A 25,145-nucleotide genomic window follows, 5' to 3' on the forward strand; every position below is an offset into this window, starting at 1 on the left:
CACTATTCACTATTCACTATTCACTATTCACTGCTAACTGCTAACTGCTAACTGCTAACTGCTAACTGCTAACTGCTAACTGCTAACTGCTAACAAAAAAGTCTAAGCAATTATTTATCGTCAGAACTAAAACGCATGCCTACACTGTATTACTCACACCCAGCCTTTTTAGAGCATGATACCGGCCCCGGCCATCCTGAATGCGCCGCTAGGCTGCTGGCAATCGACGAAGCCTTAAACGCGCCGAATTTTAAGCGCTTGATCCGGGTGCAACCTAAATGGCGTGATGATCTTCAAGAAAAAGTTGCGTTAATTCATAGTCCAGCTATGATCGACGGCATTCTCAACAGCATTCCCAGCCAGGGCTTGCATGCGCTCGATCACGACACCATCCTCTCTCCCGGCTCCGGGACCGCCGCCTTACTCGCGGTCGCTGCCGTTTGCGATGCAGTGGATAAACTCTGCACACATCAGGCGACTTCCGCTTTTTGCGCGGTTCGCCCGCCCGGACATCATGCCGAACCCGATCGACCGATGGGCTTTTGCCTATTCAATAATATTGCCATCGCGGCAGAATATGCACGGTTGCATTATTCCGTCGGCAAGATTGCGATCATCGATTTCGACGTGCATCACGGCAATGGAACACAAGCTGCGTTTTACAAACAACCTCAGATACTCTACGCTTCGTCTCATGAAATGCCCCATTATCCCGGCACGGGGCACCCCAAGGAAACCGGCGTCGGCAACATCGTAAATGTGCCGCTGCATCCCGGGGCTTCCAGCACCGAATTCAGACAGCTGTACAGGTCGATTATTTTACCGGCGGTTCAACATTTCAAGCCCGATTTGATATTGATATCCGCCGGGTTCGACGCTCACCAAAACGACCCGTTAGCCGGCATTCGGCTAACTACGGAAGACTACCAGTGGGTCACCGAACATATAAAAGCCATTGCCGAAGAAAGCGCTAAGGGCCGGGTTTTATCCGTATTGGAGGGCGGCTATCATATTAAAGCCTTGGCCGCGAGCGTTGCCGCCCATGTTAAATCCCTCATGAACCCTGTTAGAAACGCTTTTTAAATTTTTGCAATTTACCGTATCCTAAAGGTACTTAGGATTTGGTCGAAAATAACTTCCCTATTTTAGGGAGGGTTCGGTTGCTCGATTGGCAGGTGTCGGCGGCAGGGAAAGCCGCCGTCAAGCCTACACGGACGTATTCACGGCGTCCTGTCAAGCGAGTTACCGAGCCCTCAACAAAGCTCATAGTTCCAGGAAGTTATTTATCACGAAATCCTTAAGACTTTCCCATCAGCTCAAATACGGATCCACCATGACTGAACAATATATTTACTCGTTCCAAAAAGGCGACGGCAAAAACAAAATGCTGCTAGGCGGCAAAGGCGCGAATCTTTGCGAAATGACGCAAATCGGACTCAATGTTCCTCCAGGATTTGTCATAACAACGACCGCCTGCCTAGATTATATAAATAACCAGCGCTTACCCGACGGCTTAATGGATGAAGTCAAAGCCCACATTACCGAAGTCGAAACGCAAACCGAAAAACAATTCGGCGGCCGCGACAACCCGTTACTAGTCTCGGTACGTTCAGGCTCGGCGATATCGATGCCGGGCATGATGGATACGATTTTGAACCTTGGCCTCAACAAACAAACCCTAGCCGGCTTGATCGATCAAACCGGCGACCCGCGTTTTGCCTATGACGCGTATCGGCGCTTCATTCAACTGTTCGGCAAGGTCGCTTTGGGTATTGACGACGAAAAATTCGACCAGCATTTTGATGCCATCAAGAAACAAGCCGGCATTAAAGCCGATGTCGGTCTCGACTCCGAACATTTACGCCAAATCAGCGAACTGTTCCTGCAAGTGGTTCACGAAGAAACCGGCAAACCCTTTCCTGAAGACGTCTATGAACAACTGGAACTATCGATAAAAGCGGTTTTTAATTCATGGATGGGTAAACGCGCGGTCGATTACCGCCGGGAATTCCATATCACGCCGAAAATGGCCAACGGCACCGCAGTCAATGTCGTGACGATGGTATTCGGCAACATGGGCAACGACTGCGCGACCGGGGTCGGCTTTACACGCAATCCGGGAACCGGCGCCAATGAGATGTACGGCGAATATTTGGTCAATGCGCAAGGCGAAGATGTCGTTGCCGGAATTCGCACTCCGAAACCGGTGCACGAACTCGCTAATGAAATGCCCGATCTTTACCGACAACTGGTCGAATTACGCAATAAACTCGAAACCCATTACAAAGAAGTTCAGGATTACGAATATACGATCGAGCGAGGCATACTCTATTGCCTGCAAACGCGCAACGGTAAAATGAATGCGGCCGCGATGGTCAGAACGTCGGTCGAAATGGTTGCCGAAGGCCTGATCGACAAAAAACGAGCCTTATTGCGGATCAACCCGGAATTGCTTGAACAACTCTTGCATCCGCAACTCGACCCTAATTCAAAAGCCGAAGCCGTTGCACAAGGCTTACCGGCCTCGCCGGGCGCGGCCTGCGGCAAATGCGTATTCGAAGCCGACACGGCCGAACAATTAGGTCGTGCGGGCGAAGCTGTCATTTTACTGAGAGAAGAAACCAAGCCCGAGGATATTCACGGATTTTTTGCCGCGCAAGGCATTCTGACCAGTCGCGGCGGGAAAACTTCGCATGCCGCCGTTGTGGCCAGAGGCATGGGCAAGGCCTGCGTAGCCGGCGCCGAGGACATCAAAATCGATGTCCGCTCGCGTCAAGCCGTCATAGGCGAATTGCATATCCGTGAAGGCGATATGATCACAATCGACGGCAGTACCGGTTTGATCTTTTTAGGCCGAATCCCCACGATCGAACCCTCTTTTTCGGAAGAATTGAAAACCCTGTTATCTTGGGCCGATGAAGTTGCCGAATTGGAAGTGCATGCCAATGTCGATACGCCGGAACGCGCCCGCTTGGCTGCAAGTTATGGAGCTACCGGAATCGGTTTATGCCGCACCGAACGCATGTTTAACGCCTCCGACCGTCTGCCGCTCGTCATCGATATGATTCTTGCCGGCAACAAGGAAGCACGCCAAGAAGCTTTAGCCAAATTATTCCCGATTCAACGCGACGATTTCCAAGAACTATTTGAGGCCATGTCGCCTTACCCGGTCACGGTTCGCTTGTTGGACCCGCCAATGCATGAGTTCCTGCCCGGCGAACATCAACTGGAAGATGAAATCCGGGCCTTGAATCAATATAAAATCATGATTCAAGGCCAACAAGTAACGCTCGACACCTTGGGTTCTCATGCCTTATTGCCGTCGCCGTTCAATCATCTGAACGAAGAGGTCATCAACAAAGCGATCGCTAAAAAGGAATTAATGCTGAGTAAGGTCAAAGAACTCTACGAAGTAAACCCGATGCTCGGCCATCGAGGCGTCAGACTAGGCATGTCTTACCCTGAGATCTACCAAATGCAGATCCGATCGATTCTTGAAGCGGCAGCGCTATGTATTAAGCAACGCAAACCGATTTTGCCCGAAATCATGGTGCCTCAAGTCATTACCGTTCAGGAATTGATAAAAGTTAAGGCTTACGTCGATCAAATTCAAAAAGAGGTCGAAAAACAGTATGGCATAGACTTGGAATTTAAATTCGGCACAATGGTCGAAACCGTCAGGGCTTGTACGCGCGCGGCAAAACTGGCCGATGTCGCCGAATTTTTCTCGTTCGGTACCAACGACCTGACGCAGGCAACTTTTTCGTTTTCCAGAGAAGACGCCGAAAACAAATTCTTGCCCTTATACAATGAATCCGGGTTACTAGCGGATAACCCGTTTGAAGTGCTCGACGCTAAGGGTGTCGGTCAATTGATGAAAATGACAGTTGAATTGGGACGACAAACCCGGCCCGATATCAAAGTGGGTATTTGCGGCGAACAAGGCGGACATCCGGAATCGATCCGCTTTTGCCATCATATCAAACTGGATTATGTCTCATGTTCGGCACCTAGAATTCCTATCGCAAGACTCGCTGCGGCTCATGCCAAGTTGCTTGAAAACGAATACAGCATAGAATTCTAATTGAGGCCCCAATCTTCGGCGATTAGGTACTTCGAAGTCAAATAGGGTACGCGGCGCGTACCCTACGGCACTAAAACAGTTGAACGCCTTTCAGTCAGACGTGAGTAAAAACTGACTCTCAACCGATCAACTCGATCAATCGGTCGGTCGACGTTTGCCAACTGAAATTTTCCAGCACGAACCGCCGATTGCCTTCCGACCGCTTGCCTCCTTTACCTTGGGAAAGCGCCTCACAAACTCTATCGGCGAACGACTGCGCATCGTCGATTATCGCGACATTCAAACTGTCATCGACCGGAATGCCTTCAATCGCCATCGATGTCGCAATGACGGGTTTAGCCATGGCCATTGCTTCCAGCACTTTATTTTGAATGCCTCTCGCAATACGCAAAGGTGTAACGACCAAATCGGCATGCGCGATAAAGGGGCGAACATCGTCCACACTACCGGTCACGACCACACCTTCTATTTGGGCGAGCGACAACACGTCCTTGGTCGGCTTAGAACCGACGATATAAAATTCGGTATCGGGGTGTTTTTTCCGAATGGCCGGAAATACTTTTTCGGCAAACCATTTAACAGCATCGACATTGGCCCAATAATCCATAGCGCCGGTAAAGGCCAATACCTGGCTTTCCGGGCGATACGGCGAGTCGAATGGATGATTCGGCGAAAAATAATCGGTATCGACGCCGTTATTGACCGAACCGATTCTATCCTGGAATTCAGGCGCTAATGTTTTAAATAAACCAGCTTCTTGTTCGGAAACAAAAAAACCGGCTTTGGCTTGAGAGATCAATTGCTTCTCAAATTCGAGCAATCGTTCGGACTCGCGACGATAGATCCAGCTTTCCGGCCAAGTCATTTTCTCGGAGTATTGCCTCCATTTATCCGAATCGACGTCGACATAATCGGCAATCAGCGTCAAATCTTCTCGATTAAGGACATATTGCCCCATGACCGAAGAAAAAATCAGCACTTTGCGAATCTGATGTCGCTCGATGACGTCATTCACCCATTGCTGGAGCTTAGGATTCATGTAATAAGGCAGACTTAGAGCCTTGCCGGTCAATAACCCGGTAAGGCTTTTGATTTTGGATTGCAACGGATCTAGCGATTCGAAGCAGGATTCTTGACAGTAACTTTTGACCGTGTCGGCATACTGCCGATCATTGGGATCATCGATGAAGCTAGCCAAGAAGATTTGATACTGCTGCGATAATGCCTTTAGAAAATGAAACGAGCGGATTTTATCGCCTTTATTCGGCGGATAGGGAATACGATGAACCAAAAATAATAAATTTTTCCTCATGCATCACCCCAAATCTTTCGATAGCCAAGGTCCGACGAACCGGCTGACCGGCAGAGGTAAACGTTTCCAGGCCTCGATAAACAATCGATATTTCGGATTCAACGGATTGATATCGGGCAAGCGATCGGCCTTGACTAAATGATACTCGTAAAATAACGGCTCGGGTTCAAAGCCCCAATGTTTTTTAAAGCGGTAGGAACCCGTGCCGATTTTACTGCGCCCGTAATCGAATATCTTAACGCCTTTTTCGACAGCCCGTCGCATCACTTCCCAATACATGAAGTCGTTACCTTGCACCGATCTAGCTTGATCGATACCGCCGCCGTAATAAGGCAGTATTTCATCCTTGAAATAAAAACTCATGACACTGGCAATCAGTTGACCGTCCTTTTCGACCGTCAATATCTCACATTGATCCTTAAATATATCCTGCAAAATTTGGAAATATTTTTTGGAAAACACCGGAGTACCGAGGTTTCTGACGCTTTCCGAATACGCTTGATAAAAACGTTCGATGTCTTGATCGATAACGCTCACCAAACCGGCATTGATACCTTTACGGATCATCGCTCTTTGTTTGCGCGGAATCGCCAGCATGTTCTTTTCGGGGTCGGGGTCGAGTGTTTTGCGAAACGTCACATAGAGTTCTTTGTAGGGACGATCCGGCGATCGTTGAACCCGATTACGCATTTCCAGATAATCGACATTTAATTCCTCGGCCAAACGACAGGCTCCTTGATCGAGCATTGCATAACTTTCTTCGTCCTCGGCGACTATACCGCCATAAACGCAGAAGGATAACGAACACAAGGCATGCCCGAACAGCGGGCTTTTTATACGGGCCAACGGCAATATACCTGTAACTTTGCCGTTTTTTTCAATGTAATAGAAATAAGTTTCATGGCCGAAGGCGCGTTCTATGACGTCTTTCCAGCCGGACAGATGAAAAAAAGTGGCGTCCGCTTGCTGCTCTACGAAGGCATCCCATTTTTTATAGTTGTCAGAGTCCAGTAATTTGAGCATTGTTTGATGAAGTAAAGGAATAAGAGCGGCTCATCGGCCTTTATCGATATTGAGAAAAACATTCTCCATCGTATCCCAGGAAAAATCGTGGAGCAGATTGACGATGCGCCCTTCCATTTTATCGAGATTCAAATAATGCCGGAATTTCGATTTGAAACTCACGCTTTTCTGTCTAGGTTGTTCGGGGTCGATTTCCCAAGGATGGCAATAAAAAATTCCGGCCTGATGTTCTTTTTGATTAATGACGTTAAAGGCCCATTTGGATAAAAAATAAGGATAAAACCTGAAAAAACCGCCGCCGCCGCACGGCCAATTCTTACCGGCTAATGGCAGCGTGGTAATCGGAATTTCCTTGAAGTTTTTTTCCGCAATCGGTTCGTAGATAAAGCGCGGCGCTTCCGGCATGCCGTATAAATCATGCTTGACCGGATAGACGCTGGAACTGTATCGGAATCCCGCTTCAGCGAGAATATTGTGCGCCCAAGGATTACTCGCGCCGATCGAATAACTCGGCGCCCGATAACCGATCACTTCTCCACCGCCGATATCTTCGAGCATTGCTTTGGTTTTGACGATATCGCTACGAAATTGCTCGGGCTCGAGCTCGGTGACTCGAATATGATCATAACCATGACATGCCAGCTCATGACCTTCCTTGACGATTCTTTGTATCAATGCCGGATACCGTTCGGCAATCCAACCGAGAGTAAAAAAAGTCGCTTTGATGTTGTGTTTTTCGAATAAATCCAAGAAACGATGCGTATTGTAATCCGCCCGTTGCGGCAATGTTTCCCAGTCGGATTTGGCAATTGTTTTCTCAAACGCGGAGACTTGAAAATAATCTTCCACATCGACGGTCATCGCATTCGTTATACTGTTTTTATTCATTAAAGACCTAATTGCTGTAAAACAAACTCTGCATGTATCGTTAAAATTAGAAAAAAGCCATCAAATTAAATGTAATGCGATTTTCGTCAAAACTATTGACGTTAGTGTTTGAACTTTGATTGATATAACGATATTCAATATTACCGTTCAATTGCCTCAAGATGCTTCTTTGCACTCGAAACGCCACGTCGAAGCGGTTGTCCGTTGAAAAGTCGGTGTCGGTAACTTGGTAACCGGAACTTAAAAAGGTATTGGTTCTGGGCATAAATCGCCACATCCAAGTTCCTCTGATACCATAAACCTCGTCCTTGACTTGACTCTCTTGAAAAGTTCTTCTTTCGGTGAAAACATTCCCGCCGAGTATGCTTTTACCGGTACGGTAGGAATACGAGAGCTGCCCTCTTCTTCTGACAAAAACATCGTCAATCAAAGTCGGCAAGGCGATATTAAAAAGTATCGGATTACCATCTGCATCATTGATAGGCTCACCGAATTCATCTTCAAACGGAATGATTTGTTCTTCGAACAACACCTGCTGAACTGTGGTGGTGTCCTCGTTATAAGTTAGATTAACTACTGATTGAGGCGTAAAATAACGAAGATTGGTTTGCCAAACATTGCCGGTATTGGTGCCGACATCGTTGTTACGATAGGTCGTCGTCCATTGCAGGCGCTGGAACGGCGAAATAAAAACAGTCACATAAGAATTGTTGCCGTAACCCGCCGATACGCTGAATCGCTGGCTTGGTCTCCATTGTCCGCCGAAATTATAATAAAAGCCGTTTCGGCTGAACCCGGTAGTCGACCGAAAATCGTTGTTTGCATACCCGCCTTGCGCGATCAAGCTAAATTTTCTATTCAGGATATAGCGCAGTGACGCATTGGAATCTTGAAAGCGTATTTCTTCGCCGCTACTGTTTCGGTTGATTCTATTATTGAAATTCAAACGCCAACCCACTTTCGAAAAATACCTGCCGCTATTCAGCATGACGTTTTGCGAAAAACTATCGGTATCCGACAAAGGGCCTTCGCTGGAACTTACCCTATCGTAACTCGCTCGAGCCATACCGTTAGCATAGCTTCCAAACCTTGGGGTCCATGTCGGAGCGATTCCAAATGTAGAAATCGTTGAAGTATTGCTTCGATCCCCGGTAAAGTTATCGCTAACGATCCGCGTGTTGGAAATATTTTGCTGACTAATAGAGCTACGAGACTGAACGAAAAACCGCCCCGGTGAAACGATGTAGTTGCTGTTATATTGTAATTGATGATTCAAATCGATGTTGGAGTCGCCGCCGGCATTATAAATACTTTGCAACCGATAATTCAGATTTAAATTATAACGGCCCGATTGACCGTTAACAAAAAAACCGGGCGTAATCGCGGTTACCCAAGCGCTTTCTTCCTCGCCTTTCGGCGCGAGTCTAATATTGTCCGAGTAAACTTCTTGTAAAAAAATACTGGGCCTGAACCTAAGATTTAAAGCCCAGGCATCAGTAGAACAACCCCATACCAAGTAACCGCTGAACGAAGCGACAATGAACCGCCTTAATTTAAGGTGTTTCATAAAAAATTAATATTGTCCGTATCCGTAGTAGTTCATATCCAGGCTTCTTTGCGTTTTGTTCAACAATGCAAGAACCACATCGCAGGACTCCAATTTTTTGACCGCTTCCATCACAATATTTTGAGCCGTTTTTTCGGCTTCGATGACCAAAATAACCTGACCGACCATGCTGGATAAAACTTCCGCTTGTGTGGCCGCCAACAACGGCGGCGAATCGAAAATCACGATCCGGTCGGCATAACGCTCACTCAACTCTCTGGAAAGGTTAATCATTTTGTTACTTGCGAGTAATTCGGTCGAGAATTGATGTGCCTTTCCAGCCGGAACGATACGAAGGCCGGCGATTTCAGTTTGCAAAATAATATCCGAAAAATCAATCTTGTTACCTTCCAAATATTCAATGAGCCCGGGCGTTCTTTTGATACCCAACACCCTGGAAACCGATGGTTTTGCGACATCCGCGTCGATTAGCAACACTTGCTTATCGCGCTCGGCCGCAATGCTGATGGCTAAGTTAATAGCGGAAAAGGTTTTTCCTTCTCCTGGAACACTACTTGTCACCAAAATAAGATTAGATCGCTCGATGCCTTTTTCAATGCCGCCTAGGGCATTGGACATGATAGGCCGCTTAATGCTTCTAAATTCTTCGGCAATCTTCATGTGCCCAACGGACGGATCGATAAAACCGTGTTCGTGTAGAAACTCCCAATTAAACCGTTCGATGTTTTTTTCGCCAGCGTTTGAGGAGTGGGCTTTGGCATTGGCGTTATTATCGTCAGATAAGAAAAAAGCATCTAATGCATCATTGGTGTGCGTCATTTCTGTTTGACTGTCAACAACGGAGCTGGACCTTTTCGCAGGACCGAGACTCTCGGCTAAGCTAGCTTTTTCTAAAGCCTTTTCAATACTCATTCATTACTCCAAAACTTCATCATTCCGTGGCCTGTCAGATATCCTGGGATCGATATAATCATACTTTTTCCATTAATATATACTCATCATAGATGAAAATTCGGCCTCGGGGCGCCCGTTAAAGGACGCCGTGAACCCAGCACCTAAATTATGGAAGATAGCTAGCATAGCCAAAAGGCTATGGAATTTAGGTGCTGGGTGAATACGTCCACGTAGGCTCTATACCAGCTCCATGCTGGCAAAGCCTTTATCGCGCACCCCGAGGCCTCCTCCGGCACTGCCGAAATTTGAAGTGCGAAAGGTATAACTCTGTCTCGACAACTATTCAGAACTATTTTACAAACATAACTTATATTATTGATTGCGTTAAGGACTAGCGACTTTCTTTCAGATATTATTAATAAATTTCAAACCTATCAAAAACAAAGAAGACGCAGTGAGTCATCTTTACTTGCCGCAGCTTTAAGATATGCCCTTGATATGTAACTCGCGTTTCATTCGCAATGTCAAAACTTGATGAGCAAGAAATATCATTGCGGCATTCTAATTCTAGACTTTAAAAACCATAATTCCGGCATAAGCGGTCACTAACAATCCGCAAGCCATCGCATATTGAACGATTTGCATCCTCATTTTTCTCGTTTGCTCACGATTTCTAACAATAGAGACGCTGCCTAAAACAGGAATCCCCGTCATCGTTCTGATTTGATTGGATGCAATAAAAGTCGGCTTTATCAATACCGCTAAAAAGGCGATCGCGATACCTACAACTAGCCCGCCCCCTAAAGCGGCTGAATAAAGAATGGCTCTTTTAGGCCCGGATGGAGACAATGGCTTATTAGGCGGATCGGCCACTTTAAATCTTAACGATGTCCCCTCGGCATCAACCTTTTCCGTTAAGTTCATCTGCTCTTTTCTTTGCAGCAAGGCATCGTAATTTTTCTTAATCGCACTATAGTCTCTATTCAGGTTCTGCATCTCCGTTTCAACGTTCAATCGTTGATTGAATTCATCATCGAGCCTAACAATTTTTTGTTCATGGGATTCTATTCTCGATTTAATCGATGCTATCTGTGCATCGATTTCGTTAAGGGATGCCTTGATGGATTGAACGAACGGATTGGAATGCGCCACGGTCGCACCTTCCGTTTCAAGCTCCTCTTTTTCTTGCGATTTGCGTTTCAAGATGGATCTAATTTGATCGTTAATAACCTTTACGCTTGGGTGCTTACGCGTGTATTTCAACAATAACTCATCACGCTGGGAAATCAGGGCCGTTAACCTTGGGTCTTCCGCTTTGCTAGTATTGAGCGACAAGCCCCATTCGTCTTCCGCACTTTCTTGTGCTTCCACTAACTGTTCTTGTAATACTTGCTTTCTCGAATCCAGTTCTTTTAAAGCTAATCTAGCTTCTTCAATGGCTCTATTCAATTCTTGTATTTGGCCGACTTGATCGCCGCCTTGTCCTGGCAGCATCCCGACATTAGCCCGTTTGAAATTTTCCCGCGCTTTTTCAGCGTTTCTAAGTCGTTGTTCGTACTCTTGAATTTGAGTCAATAAAAAACGCTGTGTCGAATCGGCATCATCCAAGGCTGTTTTTTGCGCCTGTTCCGAAAAAACCGTAAGTACGGATTGAACGACATGTTTGGCTTCGAGCGGATCTGTTGTCTCATAGCTAATGGAAAAAATATCATTTTTTCCGCCATCTATCTTAATGTTTTCTTTCAGCTTATTAATTAAGGCTAACTTTTCGCTTTCGGTGTTTATATTCGTATCCAAGCCCGCCAGGTTGGCTATTTTTTCCAAATGATATCGTGTAAACATCAGCTGTTTCATGATCGCGACCATGCCTCTAACATCGGACTGTATCGCTAAGCCGCTCAATAATGGCCTCAGCATGGTTCTGGTATCAACCTGAACGCGCGCAGTAGACGAGTATTTATCGGGCAGGTTCAGAATATACCACCAAGCGGGAAGACAAATGAGCCAGGCCGAAACAATAATAAACCACTTATATCGGAATGTTGCCTTTATATAATAAAGAATTTCAGCAAATTGCTCTTGCATATCTAAACACTACCTCTTAATAAATCCGCACATAAACCATGCTTCGCGCGAAGTCTATACGGAATACAACTATTAAAAATTATCCCCATTTAGAAAAAGGATTCCGGAATAATCAAAATATCGCCCGGCATTATCCTAACATTCGCCGACAAATCGCCATTGCTTAATAAGTCGTCTATTCGAACTCCGAATTGATAATCGTCATCATCGATTTTTCGAATAATACTTGCTCTATTACCATCGGAAAAGATTCCCAGACCGCCCACTTGTATCATTAAATCGAGCAAGGTCATGCCTTTTTTATAAGGAAAGGCTCTAGCGGTACCGCTTCCTCCCATGCCGCCGCCCATACCTCCTCCCATGCCGCCGCCCATACCTCCTCCCATGCCGCCGCCCATACCTCCTCCCATGCCTCCTCCCATGCCGCCGCCCATGCCTCCTCCCATGCCGCTACCGGTCATGATAATTTTTACTTGCTGTTCGTAAATACCCTGAAAACCGCCCACAATGATGGCAACTTGAGGGTCTCTGACATATTCGCTCAAAATGACTTCCATTTCACGCGCCAATTCGGAAGGCGTTCTGCCAATTGCATCGACGTCGTCGATCAATGGCGTGGTTATCTTGCCATCGGGTCGAACGGTCGCTGTTGTCGATATTTCCGGATAGCCCCATACAAATATCTGCACACTGTCTCCCGGACCAATTCTATAGGTATAGTCTTGCGGCAATTCAGATTCATCTGTCAAGGGAGGATAACCGCATCCGGACAAAAGCAAGAAGAACAGAGATAAGATAAATATTTTTTTTGTCATACCAATTAAACTCTAGATTTGAAAATAAATCTGACACGCGCCTTTTCTAATGGTGCATCGAAAATCACTCGGTTTTGTCTTATACCGAAATAGATCCTGACTCAAACTTAAAAAATAAAGTCAAAATCGATGAAAATCCTATTTTATTTACAAAGAGAATCAACCCAGAAATTGCTAAAGAAGTTGAAGTTTACAGATAGTTCGCGGCTGGCTCGATGAATTCCGTTCATTCTTATCAATTTCGACGCTCAAATAATCTATGTTTTTCAATAAAATAGCTCGTAAATTTACAACTCGCCAGATTCTATCTGCATCTTTCTCATGCAATTATAGGTGACTTACAGCATAATTTTAATTTATACCTTATTCCTATCGTCATTTCCTAGAGCCTTCTAGCCATAAATTCACTCGCATTACAGAAATGCGACCATTACACCCGCTCTTCGAAAAAACCTATGTTATACATTCCTTTCCACACCACAATTCGATTTTTTAACCCTTCACTTTAATCCTCTTCCAGTGCGAAGGAGTCTATATCTTTCGCACTTGAAATTTCAGTAGTGCCCGAGAAGGCGCCGGGGTGTCGGATCCCTCAACTAACGCTAGGTGAGGGACTGGCAGGGACGTATTTACCCAGCACCTAATCCATAGCCGATTGGCCATGGTTAATTGTCTTGGGTAATTTAGGCGCTGCGCCATTGACGGGTCCCAGTGCCGAATTTTGATCAACAATAGGTATAATCATGCTATTCGCGGTTCCCGGATAACTGCCTCATTAGTTGCTTCGCATCATCAAGCTGATCGAATTGAGTAGATTTTGCTAGCTCCATCACTTGCCTCAATTCCGACAATGCTGCGGATTTATTTCCAAGAGCGTGATAAACCGACGCCAAATGATATCTAAACACCGGCACATCGGGAGCCGCAACGATAACCTTTTGCAAAATCGACAAAGCCTGATTCAATCGTCCAGCCTTAAATTCAGCCCATGCGTAGGTGTCGATAAAATAGGGTTGATCGCTGTACTTAAAACGCTGGACTAATTGCACAGCTTTTTCGATATCATCCGCCTGTCCATAATGATCCAATAAAATCGCCGCCAAATTATTCCTAGCGATATCGAGCTTTGGATTTTTTTCTATAACTTGATGATAAATTGCAACCGCTTCATCATACTTTTTTTGATCGACATAAGTTGAAGCTAGCAACATAGAAAGCTCAAGACTCCCAGGATTGTTTTCCAAGCCAAGTTGATAAGTTTTCAGTGCATCTTTTATTTGATTTTTTTGTGAATAAACCCTAGCTAATTCAGAATACAGCGAAACCGAGTTCGGATAATCGTCTATCGCTTTTTTTAACAAGGTAACGGCATAGTCGAATTGGCGATCCAACGTCAACAACTTACTTTTCAACACAATGGCGGAAATATTTGCCGGGCCACGCTTAATTAAATCATTTAGATAAGCAAGCATTTTAGGGCGCTGTTTCAGCATCTCATGACAACGGGCCACTTCTGTTAGACTATCGGCTTGAGTCGGATATCTTGCCAGGGTTTCCTTGAATAAAGGTATAGCTTTATTGCAGTCGCCTTGCTCTTGGTATAACTTGCCTCTTAAAAACTTAGCCAAAAATATAGATTTGGGTTGCGACTCCATCGCTGTAATCAACTTCTCGGCTGAATCCCAATCTTTTTGAACCATCTTGATCTGCACTAATTTATTTAATAGCGAAACCTGAGTGCGCCTCCTAGCCAATGCTTTTGTCAGCAATTGAGAGGCATAGTCGAGTTGGTTTTCCTTGACCGCTTTTTCAACTACTGGAAATAAGGCTTGTAAATTAGCTGGATTAATATCGAGTGCTTCTTTAAAGTTTTTTTGAGCTTTATCTAACTCGCCCTGCTGTAAAAAAATATCGCCCAACAGTACGATCGCCTCATCGGAATTCGGCATGTCCCATAGCACCGTATTTAGCAATGCAGATGCTTCCTCCAATTGACCTTCTTGAATCCAAACTTTCGATTTTAGGATTTTTGCGCCGATTTGATTTGGATTTTTATTTAAAATCGCCTGAACCGCTTCAGAGGCATTCTTATAATCTCCTTGCTCAAAATAAATATTGGCTAATAATAAATCGGCTTCTGTACGAACATCGGGTTTAAACTTTTTATTATCGGCAATGTCTCTTAATTGCTGTTTCGCAGCACTTACGTTATTGACCATCAAAGTCCATTTAGCTAATTCCAGCAAGTGTTTGGGATTTTCTTGACTGCTTTTTATAAAGCTTTGTAAAACCTCGTCCGTTCTGTTCCTGTCCGTTTGAAAGATAAATCCCAATAAAATCAATTTTTGTTGAATATCATTAGGTCGCTGGTCGACTAATTCGGTCAGAATGCGTTCAGCCTCTTGATTTTTTTTAGCTGCGGAATAGATCTTAGCCAACGCGTACTTTAGTTCATCCTTTTCCGGAAAAATTCTGATGAGATCTTGATAATCCGCTATGACTGCATCGATATCTTTATTTTGAGCATCAATTTTGATTTTCAATAACCGCAATGACAAATTATCGCGATCCGACTCGATAGCCGGCTCTATCAACGAAAGCGCCTCGTCAAAATTTTGATCTTCCATCAATAAAGCCGCTTTCAGAGACAGGGCATCATTATGCATTGGATCTTGCTTGAGCACTTCGTCCAGAATCGGCAACGCTTCAGACATTTTATTTTGTCTGATAAGAATCGATGCCTCCAAGGTTTTTGCATCCACATTATCGGCCTCCTGCTCTAAAATTTCCTTGACTTGATCCAGTGCTGTTTCGGCTTCATTCAACAGCAATAAAACTTTACCTAAGCGCAGTTTGGCATCTAGATTCTTAGGCTTTAACTTGATTGCTTCAATCAAGTTATCCTTCATGCTTTTAAAATTCCTATTTTTTTCATTCACCAGCGCGAGATAGTAATAAGCATCGGCGACAGTAGGATCCTGCTGAATTGCGCTTTTCAACTCTAATTCGGCCTTCGCATATTCACCTTGATGATAAAGTTCAATTCCTTTCGCTTGGCTATCCATCGCGATTTCTTCAGGCGAACTACAGGCCGTTAACAGCAAAAAACACAAAACAACAGTTAAATTCTTAATAATTCTTATCAGCATTGTCGCTAAACCTTCATAGGAAATTTTAGTTACTTTAGTTTGGCAGAAAAACAGTTTATATCTTTCGTACTTTTAATTTCGACAGCGCCTAAGAGGGGCCCAGGAAGTTAGGTCGATTTTTGATCCTCGGCAAAAGCGCCAACTGTTGCTGTCCAACTACATGCTATCGTTGGCGTTACAGAAAATCCGCATTGACCCAACACCAAATAAATTCGATTCCTAGCCACTACCGGACATTCTTCCACCGCAAACTTGGCTACAGATCTCTTTATCAACTGCGCTTGATCTATTGGTTATTAAAGCACAAACCCGTATCATTCAATACAGACTTGATCTCAAACCTTACCACTGAAATTGAGATTTCGCCGATTTTACATCGGCTCTTAACCTTATCAGACTGCTACGAATAACATGGACACTCTGGAACATTACAGCTTTTACAATTACCTTACCGCTACGACCAGTTATGCCTTGTTAATTCCATTTTCATTGATAAGCATAAAAAAAAGCCCTTATTTCCTGCCCTTCTTTCTGGCAACGTCTCTTTCCTTGATTTGGTTAAGTTACACAACGTTTACCTTGCAGGATCAGTTCTATTTCAGTTCCGATGCGCTACCTTTCGAGACTTTACGCAATGGCGCTTGGCTGATTTTCCTTTGCTTTATAAGCTTCAAACAACGCAAGGGGGAAAACTTATCGCTTTTTTTTAGATCGAAAAATGTCCTGTTAATCTTGTTTAGCACAACTCTTGTCTTTCTTTACGAAGTCAATTCAGGCTTGCTACAAGCCATCAACCAGTTCCTGCAAAGGGACTTGCGCTTATTTATCCATGTCATTTTTGCGATTGTCGGTCTAATACTGATTGAGCAAATTTATCGCAACGCATTTTCCGATCAACGTTGGTCGATAAAATTCTTATGCGTAGGTCTTGGCGCTTTGTTTATAGTCGACTTTATTCTATACAGCAAATCATTACTGTTTTTTTCTTTGGATTCGGCGATATGGAGTTCACGGGGAATTATCAATGCCATAATAGCGCCTATGCTCGCGGTTTCCATGCTGCGTTTACAAGAAAAAGACACCGAATTGACCGTTTCAAGAAAAATCGTTTTTCATACCACTGTTTTATTCGGCTCCGGATTATACTTAGTCCTGATGTCAGTTGCCGGATTTTATATACGTGACTATGGCGGCAATTGGGGGGAAGTCGCCCAATTCACCTTTATTTTTTTAGCGATTTTATTGTTGATCGTTCTTTTTATTTCCGGAAAAATCAGAGCGCTAGTCAAAGTTAATTTGAGCAAACATTTTCTTGAATATCGCTATGATTATCGAGAAGAATGGATCAAGCTTAGTAAAACTCTCGCGCAATTAAATTCGGTCAGCGAGTTGGCGTGGCTCATTATTAAAACCATGGCCGACTTAGTGGAGAGTTCCGGCGGAGGGCTCTGGCTAAAAAACGAACAAGGCGATTTTTATTTAGCCGAACACAAACACTTAGGCTTCGAACCGGAACAATTATTTGATAAAGACGAACCTTTTATTCGATTCTTAGCCGACAAGCAATGGGTCATCGATTTCGTGCAATACTATGATAATCCGGATCTGTACGACGATATTGATTTGTCGAAGTGGAATTTCGACGACAACAAAATTTGGCTCATTATTCCACTGTACAGACTAAATTCATTAGAAGCCTTCGTTGTTCTTACCCAAGCGCGCGTACCCAGGGCACTTAACTGGGAGGATCTCGACTTATTAAAAACTGTCGGATTCCAATTAAGTAATGCCCTCGCCTTAAACCAAACGCTTGACGAATTGTCTCGTGTTCGACAATTCGAAGCTTACAGCAGGCTATCCGCATTCGTAGTGCATGATTTAAAAAATTTGATCGCTCAAGTTGCGATGATAGTTAAAAATGCAGAAAAACATAAACATAACCCCGAATTCATTGAAGATTCCATCGATACATTGCAAAATGTCGTGACAAAAATGCAACACATCATCGATCAATTGAAAAAAGGCAATATCCAAGCCGAAACCCAAGCCGTACTTAACCTAAATCACATCATCCAAGACGTCGCGCAACAACAGTCAAGCAACCGCCCGACCTTGGAAATTCTCTCCGATATTAGCCAAGACTGCGAAATTCAAGGCGAACAAGCTAAAATAACAGCCGTTCTCGGGCATCTCATACAAAATGCTCAAGAAGCAACCGATGACGATGGCTTTGTTAAATTGGAGTTAACACAAACGGCTGACAGCGCAATCATCAAAATTATCGATAGCGGCGCCGGAATGGATAACAAGTTTATTGCCGAAAGGTTATTTAAGCCTTTCGATACGACAAAAGGCAACGCGGGTATGGGGATCGGCGTTTACGAAGCTCGAGATTACATTTTAAAACAGTCGGGGACGATCGATGTAAAAAGCCTACCCGGTAGGGGGACCACTTTTACGATCACCTTGCCGCTTTATAAACGGCACAAACAACCGGCTCAAACCAGCGTCAAACCGAACGTTCAACTTGATATGACCCAAGCAATATTAAAAGGCGAGAAATGAGCGACGACAGTATTTTACTCATAGTGGAAGACGATCCCGGCTTGCAAAAACAATTCAAATGGGGCTTCGAAAAATACCAGATCGTCATAGCGGGCGACAGACCAGAGGCCATTACCGCATTGAGGCGTTATCAACCGAGTGTCGTGACACTTGACTTGGGCCTGCCTCCCGATCCGACCAACGCCAGCGAAGGGCTCGAAACCTTAAAAGAAATCCTGCAACTGGCTCCAACCACTAAAGTCATCGTCGTAACCGGCAATGACGATAGAGACAACGCACTCCAAGCCATCGCATTGGGGGCCTACGATTTTTACCAAAAACCGGTCGATCTCGATGTCTTGAACACGATCATTCAGCGCGCCTTTCATCTGACCTCGCTGGAAAATGAAAACTCAAAACTTCAGCAAAAAAACCATGAACCGTTAAACGGCATTATCGCGGCCTGTAAAAAAATGCAGGAGATTTCCAGAACCGTGGAAAAAATCGCTCCGATGCAAATCACTACTTTGTTACTCGGAGAAAGCGGAACCGGTAAAGAAGTTTTCGCCAGAGCGATTCACGACCTCAGCGACCGGGCTAAAAAGCCTTTCGTACCGGTCAATTGCGCGGCCATTCCTGAAAACCTATTAGAAAGTGAATTATTCGGTTATGAAAAAGGGGCATTCACCGGTGCCGTCAAACAAACCAAAGGAAAAATAGAATATGCCGACGGCGGTACTTTTTTCCTCGACGAAATAGGCGATCTACCCTTCAATCTGCAATCGAAATTATTACGCTTCATTCAGGAGCGAACCATTGAGCGCTTGGGCGGGCGCGGTGAGATACCGGTCGATGTTCGCATTATTTGCGCGACCCACCAAAACATTCAAAACCTGATTCAACAAAATGCATTTAGAGAAGACTTATATTACCGTATCAGTGAAATGACCATCAATATTCCTCCGCTCAGAGAACGCGAAGGAGATGCGCTCATTATCGCAACCGCCTTATTGAAAAAATTCAACGACCAACATAAAAAATCGATTAAGGGATTTACCAAAGAGGCTGCTCAAGCCATCGAAACTTATGAATGGCCGGGAAATATTCGCCAATTGGAAAATAAAATTAAACGCGCGGTCATCATGGCGGAGGAAGCCTTGATAACGTTAAACGACCTCGAAATGGACGGCGAAAACCATGACGCCCTGCCGCTTAACTTAAAAGAAGTTCGAGAAGCCGCCGAAACGCTTGCGATAAAAAGAGCGCTGAATTTCTCGAACCATAACGTTTCTAATGCGGCAAAACTATTAGGCATTACACGCCCGACGCTTTACTCCCTGCTCGGTAAATACAACATCGTTTTGGGCGATTAATCGCATTGAAAGACGATGTCCCACCGGCAGAGGAGGGTTTGCGTTCTTGCGCGTTCTTCCTTATGCTTGCCGGTAATATTTACAACATAAATAATTAAATCATGAGTGCAAAAATCATCGATGGTAAGGCGGTCGCATTGGACGTCCGCAAAAAATGGAAACAACGCGTAGCTCAACTTAAAGAAAAAGGGGTCCTTCCGGGCCTGGCCGTCATCATTGTCGGCGACAATCCCGCCTCGCAAGTCTATGTGCGCAATAAAATCAAAGCCTGTCACGAAGTCGGCATTTATTCCGAATTGATCGACTTGCCCGAAGATATCAGCGAAACGTTATTGCTATCGGCTATCGAACGCCTTAATGACAACCCGTCAATACACGGCATATTGGTTCAACTGCCGCTGCCCGATCATATCGACGTCAACAAAGTTCTCGAAACCATCGATGCCGATAAGGACGTGGACGGCTTTCATTTGTATAACCTCGGCGCACTAATGGCCGGCAACACCATATTCCCGCCCTGCACACCCTACGGAGTGCAATGTCTGCTTGAATATTGCGAAATCCCGATAGAAGGCCAAAATGCTGTCATCGTCGGGCGCAGTAACATCGTCGGCAAACCGATGGCGCTGATGCTGCTGCAAAAAAATGCGACGGTCAGTATTTGTACCTCGAAAACTCGTGATCTGAAGCAATTCACATCATTGGCCGATATACTGGTCGTCGCAACCGGCAAACCTAATTTGATCACCGCCGACATGGTCAAACCCGGCGCGGCTGTCATCGATGTCGGCATCAACCGGCTTGAGGACGGTAAATTGGTCGGCGATGTCGATTTCGAAGGCGTTAAGGAAGTCGCCGGTTACATCACGCCGGTACCGGGAGGCGTCGGTCCGATGACGATCACGATGCTGGTCGCCAATACCGTCATCGCCGCCGAACAGGCATATAGCTAACTCTTTTGATCTAGCACGGAGACACTATGGAACGCGGAGATGATATACCCATATATGGACTCCTCGTTTATTGCAAGCCAAGTTTTCAAAAAATGATGTCAAAACAGAGATCAAGATTGCTGCCATATATTCGGTCTCTCAACAGAGGCTTTATTGCCTCAGGACTCCTGATGAATCTATCCGCGCGCTTATTCCTCAACCATCGTAACGGTTTCTTAAGAACCTATGGGTATAACGGGTTGTAAAAGCACCGGTCTGACCTGTTGTTGTCATCACTGATTGTCTACTTGCCTCCGCAATCTTGTGTACTCGGTTAAATCAATCTCACTCATCAGGGTTATCCACGCTTTGTCCACGGGCTCCGAGCTCTCTTCTCTAGCTGGGAGCCGGTGGGCAAAGGGTGGATAACCCGGCCCAATGCCCGCGTTAGGCAGGCGCCCCTTGATAAGCTTCATTTTTCGTGGTCATTGCCCACAAGATGCGGGCGTTTTTGTTGGCCAGGGCAACCGCGGCCTTGTTAAAGCCGCGTCGCTCGACCAGCGACTGCAGCCACCGGCTGAGTTGATCCGTTTTGCCAGCACAGTTTTTGACCACCGCGCGGGCACCATGAATTAAGTTGGTTCGGATATAACGATTACCCCGTTTACTGATCCCCAGATAGCGGGGTTTATCGCCGCTGCTATGCTGCCCGGGAACCAGGCCCAGACTCGCCGCATAATCTCGGCTACTGGTATAGCCTTTGCCGTCCCCGATATCAGATGCCACAATCGTGGCGGTGATCGGACCCACCCCGGGAACATCCAGCATGCGCCGGCTTAATGCATCGGCTTGACTGAGCCTGCCCAGCCGTTTGTCTTGCTCCTTAATCGCCTTATCCAATTCTCTCAACCGCTCAGCTTGCTCCGCAATCAGCTCTCGACACAGCGCTGTCAGTCCGTTCTCGGCATCTTCTAAAATATCAGGCAATTGTTTTCTGACTTGATCGACCCCTTTGTGAATGGCAATGCCGCGCTCCAGCAAGGCTCCACGAATCTGATTCACTACAGCAGTTCGTCGTTTGACCAGATCCTGGCGTAGATTATGAAGCAGTTGCATATCTTGCTGTACTTCGGTTTTGATCGACACCACCCGCTTATTGGGCCGGCCGACCGCATCAAAAATCGCTTGGGCATCGTTAAAATCATTCTTGTTGCCGACCACGAAGCTCTTGACAAACTTCGCGTTCAATAACATCACTTCATGGCCCAGTTTAGTTAATTCTCTAGCCCAATAATGGCTACTGCCGCACGCCTCGATACCAATCGTGCTGACCGGATAATTGGCGAAGAAGGTCAAGACTTGCGCCCGTTTGAGTTTTTTCTTGATGACTTTATTATCCGCATTCAACGTATACAGATGAAAAATGTTCTTTGCGATATCTAAACCAATTACGCTAGTATTCATCTCGGACTCCTCTTGTTTTGTTTTTTACTAAGGTGCTATTTGACACCAACAGAGTGAGAGGAGTCCATATCATCATCGTAGATGAAAATTTTCTGGTTCCTACGGTCCTGCGCTCGTCGTTATATACCTTTAGTACTTCAAATTTCGGCAGTGCCAGAGGAGGCGCTGGGGTGTTCGGTCGATTTTTGCTCCTGCAAAATCGACATTCACGCCATCCATGGCGCTTGCTAAGGCTTTGCCAGCATGGAGCTGGCATAGAGCCTACAGGGAGGTATTCACCCAGCCCCTAAATTCCATAGCCCATCGGTCATGGTTAATAGTCTTACGAATTTAGGGGCTGGGGTACCGAATTTTGATCTACGAAGGGTATACACATATCGTAGATACCATCCTAGCTAATGTGACCTCGATACCGTTTGTTGTCACCTAACGCTCCCGGTTTCGAAATCGCGATCAGGGGATCGCTCCCACAAAAGGTTACAAGCGCTGTGGGAGCGACGCCTACGTCGCGACTATCGAAGCCGCTACACTCAAACACCAATAGCCTTTCCGGAAGACACTGCAATCTAGCGCCGTAGGGTACGCTATGCGCACCATGGCAACCCCACCAATGCTAAAACTAAGCCCTTATTGATTGATCTGGGCAGGAATTCGGCGTTTAACGGCATGGAGGTACGCGTAGCGTACCCTACAATTTATGTATAACGATGAGCGGTCCTGCGTGGGAACGATAAAAAACGAATAAACTCCGCGCGCGCCTGCGCCTCCGGGCGATAATAAATTTACTCGACTACAAAACCGTCGACTTTCTGAAAACCGCGCGGTAAATGTAATCCCCGCTTCGCTCGGACTCCCTTGTAATGCTCGATATCGGCTGCTTTTAGCGTCAGTGTGCGTTTTCCGGAAATGAGCTTCAATTCGCTTTGCTCGGAAATCACGGCCAATGCCATGACCGCATCACTACCGTCGGCCAAGTCGCTCGGCGGAATTTGAATCAGTTTATTGCCTTTACCCCGCGTCAGAGCCGGCAATTCATTGACCGGAAAAATCAACAACCTGCCCTGTAGCGTCGCAATCGCCAGCAAATCGCTATCGCGATACACTCGAACCGGCAACAACGCCTTCGCGCCCACCGGTAAGGTGACGACCGTTTTACCGGCTTTATTCTTGCTAAATAAATCCTTCAATTGCACTCTAAAACCGTAACCGGTAGATCCGGCCAGCACATACCAATCTTCCGGATTGCCAGCCAGCAAACCAATAAATAAAGAACCTGCAGGCGGATTGAATCGACCGGTCAGCGGTTCGCCTTGACTGCGCGCCGAAGGTAAGTCATGACTTGCGGTTGCATAAACGCGTCCGGTCGAATCCAATACATAAACCGGCTGAGTCGTGCGGGTCTTGACCGCATGCAGAAAGCCGTCTCCGGAACGATAGTTCAAGCCTTCAACATCGATGTCATGACCTTTCGCGGCACGAATCCAGCCTTTTTGCGACAATATTACCGTGACCGGCTCATTCGCGATTAATTCGGTGCTGTCGAGCGCCTTTGCCGAACCTCTTTCAATAATCGGCGAGCGCCGCTCGTCACCGAACTTTTCGGCATCGACTTGAATTTCTTTTTTTATCAATCGGTTAAGCAAAGCTTTCGAACCCAAGGTTTTTTCCAGGGCTTGCCGCTCTTTTTCGAGCTCTGCTTGCTCGCCTTTAATTTTCATTTCCTCCAATTTAGCCAAATGCCGCAACTTCAATTCCAAGATCGCTTCGGCCTGAAGATCGCTGATGCCGAAGCGCTCCATCAGCACCGGTTTCGGCTTGTCCTCGTACCGAATAATCGCAATGACTTCGTCGATATTCAGATAGGCGATCAATAATCCCTCGAGGATATGCAAACGAGCCAAGACCTTGTCTAACCGGTATTGCAACCTGCGTCTAACCGTTTCGGTTCGGAAGATCAGCCATTCGGTCAATATTGTTCTAAGATTTTTGACTTGCGGCCGACCGTCTAGGCCGATCATATTTAAATTTACGCGAAAATTTTTCTCTAAATCGGTCGTCGCGAACAAATGCGACATCACCGCTTCGACATCGATGCGTTTGGATTTCGGCATCACGACCAAACGCGTCGGATTTTCATGATCGGATTCGTCGCGCAAATCATCGATCATCGGCAGTTTTTTCGCATTCATTTGCGCCGCGATTTGTTCGAGCAATTTGGCTCCGGACACTTGATGCGGCAGGGCGGTAATAACGATATTACCGTCCTCCAGTTCATAACGAGCACGCATTTTGACCGAACCGTTACCGCAAGCGTACATCTTTCGTAACTCTTCGACGGGAGTAATGATCTCGGCGTGAGTGGGATAATCAGGACCTTTGATATGGTCGAACAACCTTTCCAACGGCGTATCGGGGTCATCGAGCAATTGCACGCATGCCGCGGCCACTTCTCTTAGATTATGCGGCGGAATATCGGTCGCCATGCCTACCGCGATACCCATCGTGCCGTTCAACAATACATTCGGTAAACGTGCCGGTAACAATACCGGTTCCTTCATCGTACCGTCAAAGTTATCGGTCCAATCGACGGTCCCCTGCCCCAATTCGCTTAGCAAGGTTTGCGCGTAAGGCGTCAAACGCGATTCGGTATAGCGCATCGCGGCAAACGATTTCGGATCGTCTGGCGAACCCCAGTTCCCCTGGCCGTCGATCAACGGATAGCGATATGAAAAATCTTGCGCCATCAGCACCATTGCCTCGTAACATGCGGAATCGCCATGCGGATGATATTTACCGAGTACGTCGCCGACCGTTCGCGCCGATTTCTTATATTTCGCCGCCGCAGTCAGCCCCAGCTCCGACATTGCATAAACGATGCGCCGCTGCACCGGCTTAAGTCCATCGCCGATATGCGGTAAGGCACGGTCCAAAATCACATACATCGAATAATCGAGATATGCCTTTTCGGTAAAATTTTTTAGCGGAAGTTGTTCGAAGTTTTCCTGAATACCCATA

At 45.9% G+C, this 25,145-nt stretch carries 15 protein-coding genes; 5 read left to right on the plus strand and 10 right to left on the minus strand.

Features of this window, described 5'->3' with window-relative positions:
- Positions 1–135: 135 nt before the first annotated feature.
- On the plus strand, positions 136–1,083 hold the full coding sequence (locus WJM45_RS11760; RefSeq protein ID WP_341325293.1) for a histone deacetylase family protein: 948 nt from the start codon (positions 136–138) through the stop codon (positions 1,081–1,083).
- A 250-nt stretch (positions 1,084–1,333) separates the two neighbouring features.
- A complete protein-coding gene (gene ppdK, locus WJM45_RS11765) occupies positions 1,334–4,084 on the plus strand; it encodes a pyruvate, phosphate dikinase (protein WP_341325294.1) in 2,751 nt (916 codons plus the stop codon).
- A 118-nt stretch (positions 4,085–4,202) separates the two neighbouring features.
- Here ppdK and WJM45_RS11770 read toward each other — a convergent pair whose 3' ends face one another.
- The 8 genes from WJM45_RS11770 to WJM45_RS11805 all read right to left on the minus strand — a co-directional run bounded on the left by WJM45_RS11770 (position 4,203) and on the right by WJM45_RS11805 (position 15,817).
- Entirely contained in the window at positions 4,203–5,396 is a 1,194-nt protein-coding gene (locus WJM45_RS11770) for a TIGR03087 family PEP-CTERM/XrtA system glycosyltransferase (RefSeq protein ID WP_341325295.1), read from the minus strand.
- Between the two features lie 3 nt (positions 5,397–5,399).
- Positions 5,400–6,419, minus strand: a complete 1,020-nt coding sequence (locus WJM45_RS11775) for a FemAB family XrtA/PEP-CTERM system-associated protein (RefSeq protein WP_341325296.1) — start codon at positions 6,417–6,419, stop codon at positions 5,400–5,402.
- 30 nt (positions 6,420–6,449) lie between these two features.
- Positions 6,450–7,307 (minus strand): XrtA system polysaccharide deacetylase, encoded by an 858-nt coding sequence (locus WJM45_RS11780; protein WP_341325297.1) that lies wholly within the window; start codon positions 7,305–7,307, stop codon positions 6,450–6,452.
- Positions 7,308–7,353: 46 nt separating this feature from the next.
- Positions 7,354–8,874, minus strand: coding sequence for a TIGR03016 family PEP-CTERM system-associated outer membrane protein (locus WJM45_RS11785; RefSeq protein ID WP_341325298.1), 1,521 nt, complete (start codon positions 8,872–8,874; stop codon positions 7,354–7,356).
- A 6-nt stretch (positions 8,875–8,880) separates the two neighbouring features.
- Positions 8,881–9,786 carry an XrtA-associated tyrosine autokinase gene (locus tag WJM45_RS11790; protein WP_341325299.1) on the minus strand — a complete coding sequence of 302 codons (906 nt, stop codon included), beginning with the start codon at positions 9,784–9,786 and terminating at the stop codon, positions 8,881–8,883.
- A gap of 549 nt (positions 9,787–10,335) precedes the next feature.
- On the minus strand, positions 10,336–11,853 hold the full coding sequence (locus WJM45_RS11795; RefSeq protein WP_341325300.1) for an XrtA system polysaccharide chain length determinant: 1,518 nt from the start codon (positions 11,851–11,853) through the stop codon (positions 10,336–10,338).
- Between the two features lie 89 nt (positions 11,854–11,942).
- Positions 11,943–12,668, minus strand: coding sequence for a polysaccharide biosynthesis/export family protein (locus WJM45_RS11800; RefSeq protein WP_341325301.1), 726 nt, complete (start codon positions 12,666–12,668; stop codon positions 11,943–11,945).
- Positions 12,669–13,414: 746 nt separating this feature from the next.
- Positions 13,415–15,817 carry a tetratricopeptide repeat protein gene (locus WJM45_RS11805; protein ID WP_341325302.1) on the minus strand — a complete coding sequence of 801 codons (2,403 nt, stop codon included), beginning with the start codon at positions 15,815–15,817 and terminating at the stop codon, positions 13,415–13,417.
- Between the two features lie 411 nt (positions 15,818–16,228).
- On the opposite strand from WJM45_RS11805, the gene prsK reads away from it, so the two are divergent.
- The 3 genes from prsK to folD all read left to right on the plus strand — a co-directional run bounded on the left by prsK (position 16,229) and on the right by folD (position 20,687).
- The gene (gene prsK, locus WJM45_RS11810; protein WP_341325303.1) at positions 16,229–18,382 is read left to right on the plus strand and encodes an XrtA/PEP-CTERM system histidine kinase PrsK; all 2,154 of its coding nucleotides are present in this window, start codon (positions 16,229–16,231) and stop codon (positions 18,380–18,382) included.
- Positions 18,379–19,734 (plus strand): PEP-CTERM-box response regulator transcription factor, encoded by a 1,356-nt coding sequence (gene prsR / locus WJM45_RS11815; protein WP_341325304.1) that lies wholly within the window; start codon positions 18,379–18,381, stop codon positions 19,732–19,734. The genes prsK and prsR overlap by 4 nt, the downstream gene beginning before the upstream one ends.
- Before the next feature lie 101 nt (positions 19,735–19,835).
- Positions 19,836–20,687 carry a bifunctional methylenetetrahydrofolate dehydrogenase/methenyltetrahydrofolate cyclohydrolase FolD gene (folD, locus tag WJM45_RS11820; protein ID WP_341325305.1) on the plus strand — a complete coding sequence of 284 codons (852 nt, stop codon included), beginning with the start codon at positions 19,836–19,838 and terminating at the stop codon, positions 20,685–20,687.
- A gap of 426 nt (positions 20,688–21,113) precedes the next feature.
- On the opposite strand, the gene WJM45_RS11825 is transcribed toward folD, so the two are convergent.
- A complete protein-coding gene (locus tag WJM45_RS11825) occupies positions 21,114–22,130 on the minus strand; it encodes an IS110 family transposase (protein ID WP_341325306.1) in 1,017 nt (338 codons plus the stop codon).
- A 782-nt stretch (positions 22,131–22,912) separates the two neighbouring features.
- Positions 22,913–25,144, minus strand: a complete 2,232-nt coding sequence (gene parC, locus WJM45_RS11830) for a DNA topoisomerase IV subunit A (protein ID WP_341325307.1) — start codon at positions 25,142–25,144, stop codon at positions 22,913–22,915.
- Position 25,145: the final 1 nt, after the last annotated feature.

Origin of the sequence: Methylotuvimicrobium sp. KM2, assembly GCF_038051925.1 — a bacterium.
Classification (GTDB): Bacteria; Pseudomonadota; Gammaproteobacteria; order Methylococcales; family Methylomonadaceae; genus Methylotuvimicrobium.

What these genes read in the sequence shown, in the direction of transcription:
- WJM45_RS11760 (WP_341325293.1), top strand. Translation starts at nt 136, where the DNA reads ATGCCTACACTGTATTACTCACACCCAGCCTTTTTAGAGCATGATACC.
- ppdK (WP_341325294.1), top strand. Translation starts at nt 1,334, where the DNA reads ATGACTGAACAATATATTTACTCGTTCCAAAAAGGCGACGGCAAAAAC.
- WJM45_RS11770 (WP_341325295.1), bottom strand. Translation starts at nt 5,396, where the DNA reads ATGAGGAAAAATTTATTATTTTTGGTTCATCGTATTCCCTATCCGCCG.
- WJM45_RS11775 (WP_341325296.1), bottom strand. Translation starts at nt 6,419, where the DNA reads ATGCTCAAATTACTGGACTCTGACAACTATAAAAAATGGGATGCCTTC.
- WJM45_RS11780 (WP_341325297.1), bottom strand. Translation starts at nt 7,307, where the DNA reads ATGAATAAAAACAGTATAACGAATGCGATGACCGTCGATGTGGAAGAT.
- WJM45_RS11785 (WP_341325298.1), bottom strand. Translation starts at nt 8,874, where the DNA reads ATGAAACACCTTAAATTAAGGCGGTTCATTGTCGCTTCGTTCAGCGGT.
- WJM45_RS11790 (WP_341325299.1), bottom strand. Translation starts at nt 9,786, where the DNA reads ATGAGTATTGAAAAGGCTTTAGAAAAAGCTAGCTTAGCCGAGAGTCTC.
- WJM45_RS11795 (WP_341325300.1), bottom strand. Translation starts at nt 11,853, where the DNA reads ATGCAAGAGCAATTTGCTGAAATTCTTTATTATATAAAGGCAACATTC.
- WJM45_RS11800 (WP_341325301.1), bottom strand. Translation starts at nt 12,668, where the DNA reads ATGACAAAAAAAATATTTATCTTATCTCTGTTCTTCTTGCTTTTGTCC.
- WJM45_RS11805 (WP_341325302.1), bottom strand. Translation starts at nt 15,817, where the DNA reads ATGCTGATAAGAATTATTAAGAATTTAACTGTTGTTTTGTGTTTTTTG.
- prsK (WP_341325303.1), top strand. Translation starts at nt 16,229, where the DNA reads ATGGACACTCTGGAACATTACAGCTTTTACAATTACCTTACCGCTACG.
- prsR (WP_341325304.1), top strand. Translation starts at nt 18,379, where the DNA reads ATGAGCGACGACAGTATTTTACTCATAGTGGAAGACGATCCCGGCTTG.
- folD (WP_341325305.1), top strand. Translation starts at nt 19,836, where the DNA reads ATGAGTGCAAAAATCATCGATGGTAAGGCGGTCGCATTGGACGTCCGC.
- WJM45_RS11825 (WP_341325306.1), bottom strand. Translation starts at nt 22,130, where the DNA reads ATGAATACTAGCGTAATTGGTTTAGATATCGCAAAGAACATTTTTCAT.
- parC (WP_341325307.1), bottom strand. Translation starts at nt 25,144, where the DNA reads ATGGGTATTCAGGAAAACTTCGAACAACTTCCGCTAAAAAATTTTACC.